The sequence below is a fragment of the Bacteroidota bacterium genome (assembly GCA_037133915.1).
In the GTDB taxonomy this organism is placed as follows: domain Bacteria; phylum Bacteroidota; class Bacteroidia; order Bacteroidales; family CAIWKO01; genus JBAXND01.
On record JBAXND010000034.1, the window covers coordinates 37,064 to 47,316 of the forward strand.

General features: G+C 46.7%; 8 protein-coding genes. All 8 read left to right on the top strand.

The features are described from left to right. Window positions 1-224 precede the first annotated feature (224 nt). Window positions 225-1,772 (top strand): PKD domain-containing protein, encoded by a 1,548-nt coding sequence (locus tag WCM76_11660; protein MEI6766290.1) that lies wholly within the window; start codon window positions 225-227, stop codon window positions 1,770-1,772. Window positions 1,773-1,917: 145 nt separating this feature from the next. After that, on the top strand, window positions 1,918-3,456 hold the full coding sequence (locus tag WCM76_11665; GenBank protein ID MEI6766291.1) for a hypothetical protein: 1,539 nt from the start codon (window positions 1,918-1,920) through the stop codon (window positions 3,454-3,456). 275 nt (window positions 3,457-3,731) lie between these two features. Then, window positions 3,732-5,249, top strand: coding sequence for a T9SS type A sorting domain-containing protein (locus WCM76_11670; protein MEI6766292.1), 1,518 nt, complete (start codon window positions 3,732-3,734; stop codon window positions 5,247-5,249). A 70-nt stretch (window positions 5,250-5,319) separates the two neighbouring features. Then, a complete protein-coding gene (locus tag WCM76_11675) occupies window positions 5,320-5,694 on the top strand; it encodes a DUF1801 domain-containing protein (GenBank protein MEI6766293.1) in 375 nt (124 codons plus the stop codon). A 6-nt stretch (window positions 5,695-5,700) separates the two neighbouring features. Beyond that, complete coding sequence (locus WCM76_11680) at window positions 5,701-6,084, top strand: hypothetical protein (protein MEI6766294.1); 384 nt, start codon at window positions 5,701-5,703, stop codon at window positions 6,082-6,084. Window positions 6,085-6,193: 109 nt separating this feature from the next. Next, window positions 6,194-7,276 (top strand): ATP-binding protein, encoded by a 1,083-nt coding sequence (locus WCM76_11685; GenBank protein ID MEI6766295.1) that lies wholly within the window; start codon window positions 6,194-6,196, stop codon window positions 7,274-7,276. Continuing rightward, window positions 7,269-7,955: a response regulator transcription factor gene (locus tag WCM76_11690; GenBank protein MEI6766296.1), complete on the top strand. Its 687-nt coding sequence runs from the start codon at window positions 7,269-7,271 to the stop codon at window positions 7,953-7,955. The genes WCM76_11685 and WCM76_11690 overlap by 8 nt, the downstream gene beginning before the upstream one ends. A 27-nt stretch (window positions 7,956-7,982) precedes the next feature. Further along, window positions 7,983-9,926, top strand: coding sequence for a KUP/HAK/KT family potassium transporter (locus WCM76_11695; protein MEI6766297.1), 1,944 nt, complete (start codon window positions 7,983-7,985; stop codon window positions 9,924-9,926). Window positions 9,927-10,253 lie beyond the last annotated feature (327 nt).

Genomic DNA, 10,253 nt, shown 5'->3' on the forward strand with positions numbered 1-10,253 from the left:
TAAAGCTTAAGACTAAAAGTGAAAGCAAAAATGCATCGGCAGAGGTCTTTGCCGGTCTGATTTCACTCAGCAGGATTTTCATATTATGTATCTTATTACAATGCAGTCAACACTGTCAGTTACTACATCCATTTTAATTTTATACGTACTTTTCTAAGTATAAAGATTTTTCTTATTTTTACGACTCCATCATTCTATTTACTAATAAAATAAATTCTTAAAGTATGAGAAATACGACGTACTCTTTCAAACTCTCTATTGCAACGATGGCGTTAGTACTTATATCATGCCTGCATAGTTATGGTCAGGGCGTTGGCATAAATACAAGCGGTGCCGCCGCCGATACATCAGCTATTTTGGATGTTTCAAGCTTATCTAAAGGTGTACTGATTACCCGAATGAATACTGCCCAGCGCAATGCGATTGTAAATCCTGCACGCGGTTTGTTTATCTATAATACAGATACCGACTGTTTGAACTTCTATAAAGGCGGTCAATGGTTCGAGATCTGCGGAAACTGTATCACACCACCTACTCCGGTGGCCGGTGGCAACAGCCCTGTTTGCTCAGGAGGCTCTATTCACCTCACTTCTACTACCGTTCCAAACGCCACTTATACATGGACAGGACCAAACGGCTTTACATCAACCGCACAGAATCCCAGCATACCAAATTCCGGGACATCAAACACAGGATTGTATCAGGTTCAGGCAGTGATAGGACCCTGCTCCAGCCTTTCATCCAATGTTTTTGTTCAGGTGTATCAAACGCCTGTTTCAACCTTTACTTTTTCTCCAACATCGCCGGGTATCACTCAAAGTACAATATTCACACCCACTGTAACCGGCGCTTCATACAGCTGGTTCTTTCAAAATGGTATTCCGGCAACCAGCACTGCACAGAATCCCGCGGTACAATGGACATCAGCCGGAACCTATACTATAAAATTAGTGGTTTCACAAAACGGTTGTGTTTCTGATACCACCTTTAATAACATTACTGTTGTGAACTGCAGCCATGGCTCTCAAACATTCACCTATTCGGGCAGCATTGTTACATGGACGGTTCCCGGTGGTGTTTGCCCACCCATTACTATTGAAGCATGGGGCGCTCAGGGCGGATATGGCTACGGCTACACCAACTCAGGTCTGGGTGCCAGGATGCGGGGCGAATTCACATTAAACGCCGGAGATGTTCTTTCTATACTTGTAGGCGAAATGCCTCCCACCAATGGAACTTACAACCAGGGTGGCGGCGGTGGCGGAACCTTTGTGGCATTAGGTGCCAGCTATACAACTGCTACTCCGCTTATTGTTGCCGGAGGCGGCAGCGGAGGCGGTTACAACGGCGGCACTCCCGGAACAGGCGGATTAACGACAACGAACGGAGGCGGCATTTCAGGCGGAACAGGCGGTAATGGTGCGAGTCAAACGTTCTGCGCCGGAGGCGGCGGCGGATTCTATACTTCGGGTGCAAGTTCATCGTATTCGGGTGGCGGTACTGCCGGTGGTGGGGCAGGATTCCAGCAGGGTGGTGCAGGTGGAGGCATTGGTAACAGCGGCACACACGGTCCCGGTGGATTTGGCGGCGGCGGTTCAGGAGACCCCTGGGGCTCATGCAACACATCGGGCGGCGGTGGCGGATATAGCGGCGGAAGCGGCTACAGCGGCTACGGTACCGGTGGTGGTGGTGGCTCATACAACGGAGGCGCTAACCAGTCAAATACTGCCGGAACCTGGAGCGGTAACGGACAGGTGACGATAACATGGTAGTCGTGAGTCGAGAGTTGAGGCGAAGTCGAAATCCGTCTCCTGACGGATCGTGAGTCAAAAAGCAAAAAAGCAAGAGGGGTGCGATAAAAGAACTGTTCATTGTTAATTATTAATTATTCATTGTGAATTACTAATTGTACCATCCATGGTAAAAAATCTACTAATCACAGCCGGTCTTACTCTTTTTCTTGCGTCATTTATAATGCCCGCTTTTAGTCAGGGTGTCGGTATTAATGCTACAGGTGCCACAGCAGACACAAGTGCCATGCTCGACGTATCAAGTGTTACGAAAGGTGTACTCGTAAGCAGGATGACCACTGCACAACGCAATGCCATAGTCAACCCGGCGCGGGGTCTGATGATTTATAATACCGATTCGGACTGCTTCAATTTCTATAAAAACAATCAGTGGTATGAATGGTGCGGCAACTGCATCATGCCTTCATCACCGGTGGCGGGAAGTAACAGTCCGGTTTGCTCGGGAAGTAACATACAGCTTACGGCGACAAACGTTCAGAATGCCGTATACAGTTGGACGGGGCCGAACGGTTTCTCATCAACAGCTCAAAACCCATCGATACCAAATTCCGGCACTGTAAACAGCGGATTGTATATGGTACAGGCAATCGTAGGTAACTGCACCAGCAATGCCTCCAATGTTTTTGTTCAGGTAATGCAAACGCCATCGTCAGGATTCACGTTTCTGCCATCAACAACCACCATTAATACGAATGTCACGTTCAGCCCGACTGTTACAGGCGCATCATACAACTGGATTTTTACGGGAGGCACGCCTGCAACAAGTACGGCACAAAATCCTGTTGTACAATGGACCGCAGGCGGTACTTACACGGTAAAACTGGTAGTAGCACAAAATGGTTGTATCTCTGACACTACGTACAACTCTATTATTATCACCAACTGCACCCACGGTTCACAAACCTTCACGTTTACCAACAGCATAGTGAACTGGACTGTTCCTTCAGGCATTTGTCAGGCAGTCACCATTGAAGCCTGGGGCGCTCAGGGCGGATATGGAAGCGGTTACTCCAATTCAGGACTGGGAGCCAGAATGCGTGGCGATTTCTCATTGAATTCAGGTGATGTACTCACGATACTTGTGGGTGAAATGCCTCCCATCAATGGTTCGTATAATCAGGGAGGCGGCGGCGGCGGCACCTTCGTTGCGCTTGGCAGCTCATACACCAGTGCCACTCCTCTCATTGTGGCAGGCGGTGGCAGCGGTGGCGGATATAATGGAGGCACTCCGGGTGTTGGCGCCCTTACCACAACCAATGGTGGTGGCATTTCCGGCGGAACAGGCGGCAACGGCGCCACTCAGACTTTCTGTGCCGGTGGCGGCGGCGGATTCTATACTGCAGGAGCAGCATCATCGTACTCAGGATGCGGTGCTGCACAAGGCGGACAGGGATTCAGACAGGGCGGAGCCGGCGGGAACACAGGTAATAGCGGCTATCATGGTCGTGGTGGCTTTGGAGGCGGCGGTTCAGGCGACCCCTGCGGCTCATGCAACACATCGGGCGGCGGTGGCGGCTATAGCGGCGGAAGCGGTTACAGCGGCTATGGTACCGGCGGCGGCGGCGGTTCATACAACGGCGGCACTAACCAGTCAAATACTGCCGGAACCTGGAGCGGCAACGGACAGGTGACGATAACATGGTAGTCGTGAGTCAAAAGTCGTGAGTCGTGAGTTGAGGCGAAGCGAAATCCGTCTCCTGACGGATCGTGAGTCGTGAGTCGTGAGTTGAGGCGAAGCGAAATCCGTCTCCTGACAGATCGTGAGTCTACATTAATAATTAGATAATTTGAAAGTTTATCAATTTGAAAATGTTTGTCTGTCTGTGATTTTTGAAAAATCCTATAAGAATATTTTATTTATTTTCGCAACGTTCAACAATCAATAAAAGATGCGGAAGCATCAGCGATTAATAACACATTATGAAAAAAGTTTTACTCTCAGCTTCAGTACTTATCTTGTTAGCCGGAAGCGCCTGCGCTGCCGTATGGAATGTGGGTGCCACACGTACTTACACAATCCCAAGTCAGGTGCGCACATTGGTACAGGACGGTGACACCATTTACATTGATGGCGGCATGTATGCAAACGACGCCGTGAAATGGGTTAAAAAGGATTTGAAGATTATCGGTCTGGGCACGGGCATGAACCGGACCATATTGCAGTACACCGGCGATATTCCAAACGGCAAAGGAATCTTTGTATTTGAAACTCCCGGCACATGCGACAATGCCTACATAGAAAACATTGTGTTCGACGGAGCGCAGGTGTCGGATGCCAATGGTGCGAACGGTGCAGGCATAAGGTTTCAGGCAACCAACCTGATGGTGAAGAATTGCAAATTCATGAATTGCCAGAACGGAATTCTGGAAGGAAACGGAAGCGTGACCACCAGCAATGTCACCATCTTTGATTCGGAGTTTTATAACAACGGCTACCAATTGCCCAACAATCCGAATTATTCGGGCTATGAACACAATATATACATCAGCGCAAGCACCGACTCGCTTTTTGTAATTAACAACTGGTTCCATCATCCGCGCGGACAGGCAAACTCGCTCAAAACAAGGGCGCAGCGCAGCTATATACTGTATAACCTTATCGACGAGGAAGCTACCGGTTACGGAAGCTGGGAACTGAATATTGCACAGGGCGGTCTGAACGTAATTATGGGAAACATTATCATTCAGGGACCCGCCGGTGCAAACCACGGCATCATCGGATACGATGCCGTTACCAATGCATTGGAAGATTTCTATTTTGTGAATAACACCGTAATCAACCAGTTTGCGGGTAATATAAAATATTTCAACATAGCGCCGGCATCGGGCATCAACACATTTAAAATATTCAACAACATTTTCGCCTCCGTACCCGGAGCAAGCAACACTGTGTTCACCGGGAACGTTCCCACAGCGCTGGACTCGTCGGCCAACGCATTTTCAAATAATTACCTGACGTTCGGATTTAGCAATCCTGCCGCGACCGATTACTCACTTACTGCAGCAGCACTGCAGGCCATTGATAAAGGTGTGTTTGCCGGAAATACAAATACGGCATACCCGCTTACACCTTCTTTCACATACCAGCCGCTTGCTCCCTTGTCCACACCCCGTGTTATCGTAAACTCGGTTATTGACATCGGCGCTTACGAATATTCCGGCGGGCTCAACATCAGTGAAAATGATATGCTGAACAGGATAGCGGTATATCCGAATCCATCGTCGGGAAAATTCCAACTCACCATTGAAGATCTGAATTATGCCGAAAAATTTCATCTGGACGTTTATAATGTAAAAGGTCAGAAGGTGGCGACAAATTATAATATAAGCTATCAGACATCCAATGAAATTGACCTTTCTGAAGCTCAGAAAGGACTTTATTTTGTAAACATTTATTATAAGAATACGGTTCAGACCGAAAAAATTGTGATACAGTAAGTATTGAAAAAGCTGTTACCAACCTGACCGGCGACAGACACCAGTGTGAAGTTATACAATACGATAAACGATGGGCACAACGTTTAAAGATACCGATGAATACATCCGCAGCTTCCCTGAAGAAACACAGGAAATGCTGTACAAACTCCGGGCATTGATCAGAAAAGCGGCACCCCAGGCCGAAGAAAAGATAGGTTATGGAATGCCGTCGTATAAGCTTTATGGCAGGCAACTGTTATACTTCGCCGGGCACGAAAAGCATATCGGATTGTATGCAACACCTACGGCACAAATCGCATTTGAAAAGGAATTGTCAGGATATAAAACAGGGAAAGGCTCGGTACAGTTCCCCCTTGGCAAACCACTTCCCGTTGGGCTTATCACTAAAATAATTAAATTCAGGATTGAAGAGAATCTGCAGAAATCCAAAACAATGAAAAAATAGCTCGAAATGAAAATACTGCGACGCATCATTCTTCCGGTCTTTCTGGCCACCGTATGGATCAGCATTTCGGAATTTGTACGGAATGAAATCCTGCTGAAATCATTCTGGACCGAGCATTATACTTCGCTCGGGCTGACCTTCCCTTCTGAACCGGTGAATGGGGCGGTATGGGGAATATGGTCATTGTTGTTCGCCATAGCAATATTCATTATCTCTAAAAAATTCTCCCTGTTACAAACCATGCTGCTGGCATGGTTCACAGGCTTTGTGCTGATGTGGTTCGTAATCGGGAATATGGGCGTGCTGCCTTTCGGCATGCTGTGGTATGCAATTCCACTTAGTCTGCTCGAAGCATTTCTGGCAAGCTTTATCATACATAAGCTCAAGTAAACCCGTCATAGCACACCCTTTATAAAATCTTTATACTATTGCTGCATCCTTTTATATGAGTTTTATAAAAGCCATTGTAATTTTGCCATAGATTTTAATACCTCGAAAAGTGCCGGGACTTCTATTCAATAAGGTGAACAAAACTCAACAGTATATTATAAGTATACTGTTGATTAGCGTGGTGTCCGTATTCTGTTATTTCCTTTCAGGATATCTGGGATACAGAGTGGTAGCACTGGTGCTGTTAGTAACGGTCTCACTGATATCCATGTTTTTCGGGTTATGGCCGGTGCTGCTCTCGGCTTTTCTGAGTGCGCTCATCTGGGATTTTTTCTTCATCCCTCCTACCTTCAAATTTACTGTTGACAACACAGAAGATGCATTGATGCTGATGATGTATTTTATCATTGCCATGGTAAATGCCGCGATGACGTTCAAGATTCGGCAGATTGAAAAAACATCGCGCAAAAAAGAAGAAAAAGAGAAAGAAGTGGTACTGTACAATACGATTATCAATTCTCTTTCGCATGAACTGCGGACACCCATTTCAACCATTATCGGGGCAACCGACAATTTAATGACGGAGTTCAACCACCTTTCGGAAGACAATAAAAACGAGCTCATCACAGAAATTTCCAAGGCATCACTCCGACTCGACCGTCAGGTGGAGAATCTGCTGAATATGTCGCGGCTGGAATCAGGGTTCATAAAAGCAAAGCGCGACTGGTGCGATATGACCGAACTGGTGAATGAAGTGCTGAACCGTTTGAAAGAAAATCTTGACAAGCGCGTTATCAATGTACAGTTCAAAGACGACCTGCCGCTGTTCAGGGTTGACCACGGCCTGATTGAAGAAGTGTTGTATAATTTACTGCTGAATGCCACCTTATACAGCTCCAAATATTGCGTTATCACGCTGCGTGTGAATGGATGGGACGACAAACTGATACTGGTGGTTGAAGATAACGGGAACGGTTTTCCGGAAGATGCCATAGGCAAAGCATTTGATAAATTCTACCGGGTGAAGAACAGTGAAGCCGGAGGCACGGGTCTGGGATTATCAATAGCCAAAGGATTTGTAGAAGCTCACGACGGCTCCATAGAACTTGACAACCTGCCCGATGGCGGCGCACGATTCACCATACAAATACCGGCTGAAACATCATACATAAACAACCTGAAAAATGAATAAGGCAGAAATTCTGGTTATTGACGATGAAGCACAGATACGCAAGCTGCTTGAAATAACATTGCAGAGCAATGATTTCACGGTTGTAAGCGCTGCTACTGCTCATCAAGGACTGATTGCTGCAGCCAATCATCCGCCCGATATGATTCTGCTCGACCTCGGCCTTCCCGACGAAAATGGTCAGGTGGTGCTTCAGAAACTGCGTGAATGGTACAACCAGCCGATTATTATTTTATCGGTACAGAGCGACGAAGAAAATATTGTTAAAGCGCTCGACAACGGCGCCAACGACTATCTGGTAAAACCGTTCCGCACAGGCGAACTGATTGCACGAATCCGCTCAGCCCTGCGCAGTGCATCGCAGGAAGAAACCTATCCTGTTATTACAAATGGCGCATTGAAGATTGACCTTGCCACACGCTCGGTCAAAAAGAACAATTGCATTGTCAGACTTACTGCAACAGAATATTCATTACTGACTTTGCTGGCCCGCAACGAAGGCAGAGTACTTACGCATCAGTACCTGCTGCGCACAGTTTGGGGACCGGGATTTATAAGTCAGTCGCAATATCTCCGCGTTTATATAGCACAACTCAGAAAAAAAATAGAGAACGACCCTAACCGTCCTGAAATCATCGTTACCGAATCAGGCGTTGGCTACCGCTTCGTAGCGAAGGAGTAGCATCATTACAACATAGTAATTTACATCATGAAAACGAATTCAATACATTCGCGCAGGGTCACTGTGGCCTCACTGCTCGTTGCCCTTGGCATCATTTACGGCGATATCGGAACCAGTCCGCTGTATGCTTTAAAAGCTGTTATCGGCGAACGGAATATCGACGAGATACTTGTGTATGGAGGCGTATCCTGCATCTTCTGGACACTCGTATTCCAGACCACCATAAAATATATCTGGCTTACGCTGAAGGCTGATAACGACGGTGAAGGCGGCATTTTCTCACTCTACGCACTGGTTCGCAAACACAGTAAAAAGCTTGTCATTCCCACCATACTGGGTGCTACCACCCTGCTTGCCGATGGTATCATCACGCCACCCATTTCAGTAACATCGGCTGTTGAAGGGCTTGAAATGATTACACCCAACATACCCGTTGTTCCCATCGTAATCGTGATTTTATCGCTGCTGTTTTTCTTTCAGCGATTCGGAACACAAAAAGTGGGCGGCGTTTTCGGTCCTGTTATGATGATTTGGTTCAGCTTATTGTTTGCCATGGGTTTCTCGCAGATTCTCCATTATCCGGGCGTGTTAAAAGCTGTGAATCCTTACTATGCCTTTGAATTGCTGGCAAAATACCCCAATGGTTACTGGCTGCTGGGTGCCGTATTTCTTTGTACAACGGGCGCCGAAGCACTGTATTCAGATCTCGGGCACTGCGGTCGTAAAAATATCAGGATTTCCTGGATGTTCGTAAAAGTAACGCTTGTAACAAATTATCTGGGGCAGGCTGCATGGGTTATGCATCAGGACGGAACAACGCTGAGCGGACGCAATCCGTTCTTTGAAATGATGCCGTCGTGGTTTCTGTTTCCGGGTATTATCATTGCAACGCTGGCAACCATCATTGCATCGCAGGCACTCATCAGCGGTTCATTCACGCTGATAAGTGAAGCCATGAACCTCAACTTCTGGCCGCGCATCACCGTGCGCCAGCCTACCGATCTCAAAGGTCAGATCTACATTCCGAGTGTCAATAATATTCTGTGGTTCGGATGTATTTTGATGGTTCTCTATTTTAAGTCGTCCACCAATATGGAAGCGGCTTACGGTTTTTCAATCACCATTGCCATGATGATGACCACCGTGCTGCTCACGTATTTCCTGCGTTACAGACAAAAGTGGCCTGTTCTCTTAATTGTACTCGTGCTGCTGGTATTCGGTACCATTGAAACATCATTCTTCATCACCAATGTAGCGAAGATAAAACAGCGCTGGATGTTCCTGTTCTTCGAACTGTTTATTTTCACAACGATGTACGCATGGTTTTATGCACGCAAGATACACAACCGGTTCACGAAATTTGTTCAGGTCGGAAAATTTGCAAACCGCCTTATCTGCCTGAGCAAAGACACCTCTATCCCCAAATTCTCGACACACCTCATTTATCTCACCAAGGCAAATAACCGCGATGAGATTGAAGAAAAAATCATCAATTCCATATTCGCAAAAAAGCCCAAACGTGCCGATTTGTACTGGTTCGTGCACATCAACCGAACCGAACAGCCCTACACGCTCAATTATGACGTCACCGAACTGATAGAAGACAAACTCATCAAAATCAATATCCATGTAGGATTTCGCGTTCAGCCAAAAACAGAGCTGTACTTTAAAAAAATTGTACAGGAATTGTCGGATAACAAAGAATTGAATCTTCACGTTATGCCCGATGGCTCAACAACCTACAATGATGAGCCGGATTTCAAATTCGTAGTATTCGAGAAATTCCTGTCTGTTGAGAACGAATTTTCCATACGCGACGGCCTGCTGCTCAACTCCTATTTTTTGTTGAAAAGATTAGGTCAAAGCGACCAGAAGGCGTTTGGACTTGACAAAAGCGACGTTACCATCGAGCAGGTTCCCCTCGTCTATCACCCCATCCGTAAAGTTGGGCTGGTGAGGAATAGTTCGTGAGTCGTGAGTCGTAAGTCGTGAGTCGAAAGTCGTGAGTCGAAAGGTCATAAAGTTCATAAAGTTTATAAAGTTAAAAGAAGTCAGGAGTCCGAAGTTTCGGTCGTTGAGCTTGTCGAAACGCCGAAACGCGAGTAATGTGTCACGAGTCGAACAGAACGACTCGCTCCAACATATTTTCGACTCACGAGTCGAACGGAACGACTCGCTCCAACATATTTTCGACTCACGACTCGAACAGAACGACTCGCTCCAACATATTTTCGACTCACGACTCGAACAGAACGACTCGCTCCAACATATTTTCGACTCACGAGTCGAACGGAACGA

Coding starts and splice junctions, on each gene's coding strand:
- WCM76_11660 (MEI6766290.1), top strand. CDS start 225: ATGAGAAATACGACGTACTCTTTCAAACTCTCTATTGCAACGATGGCG.
- WCM76_11665 (MEI6766291.1), top strand. CDS start 1,918: ATGGTAAAAAATCTACTAATCACAGCCGGTCTTACTCTTTTTCTTGCG.
- WCM76_11670 (MEI6766292.1), top strand. CDS start 3,732: ATGAAAAAAGTTTTACTCTCAGCTTCAGTACTTATCTTGTTAGCCGGA.
- WCM76_11675 (MEI6766293.1), top strand. CDS start 5,320: ATGGGCACAACGTTTAAAGATACCGATGAATACATCCGCAGCTTCCCT.
- WCM76_11680 (MEI6766294.1), top strand. CDS start 5,701: ATGAAAATACTGCGACGCATCATTCTTCCGGTCTTTCTGGCCACCGTA.
- WCM76_11690 (MEI6766296.1), top strand. CDS start 7,269: ATGAATAAGGCAGAAATTCTGGTTATTGACGATGAAGCACAGATACGC.
- WCM76_11695 (MEI6766297.1), top strand. CDS start 7,983: ATGAAAACGAATTCAATACATTCGCGCAGGGTCACTGTGGCCTCACTG.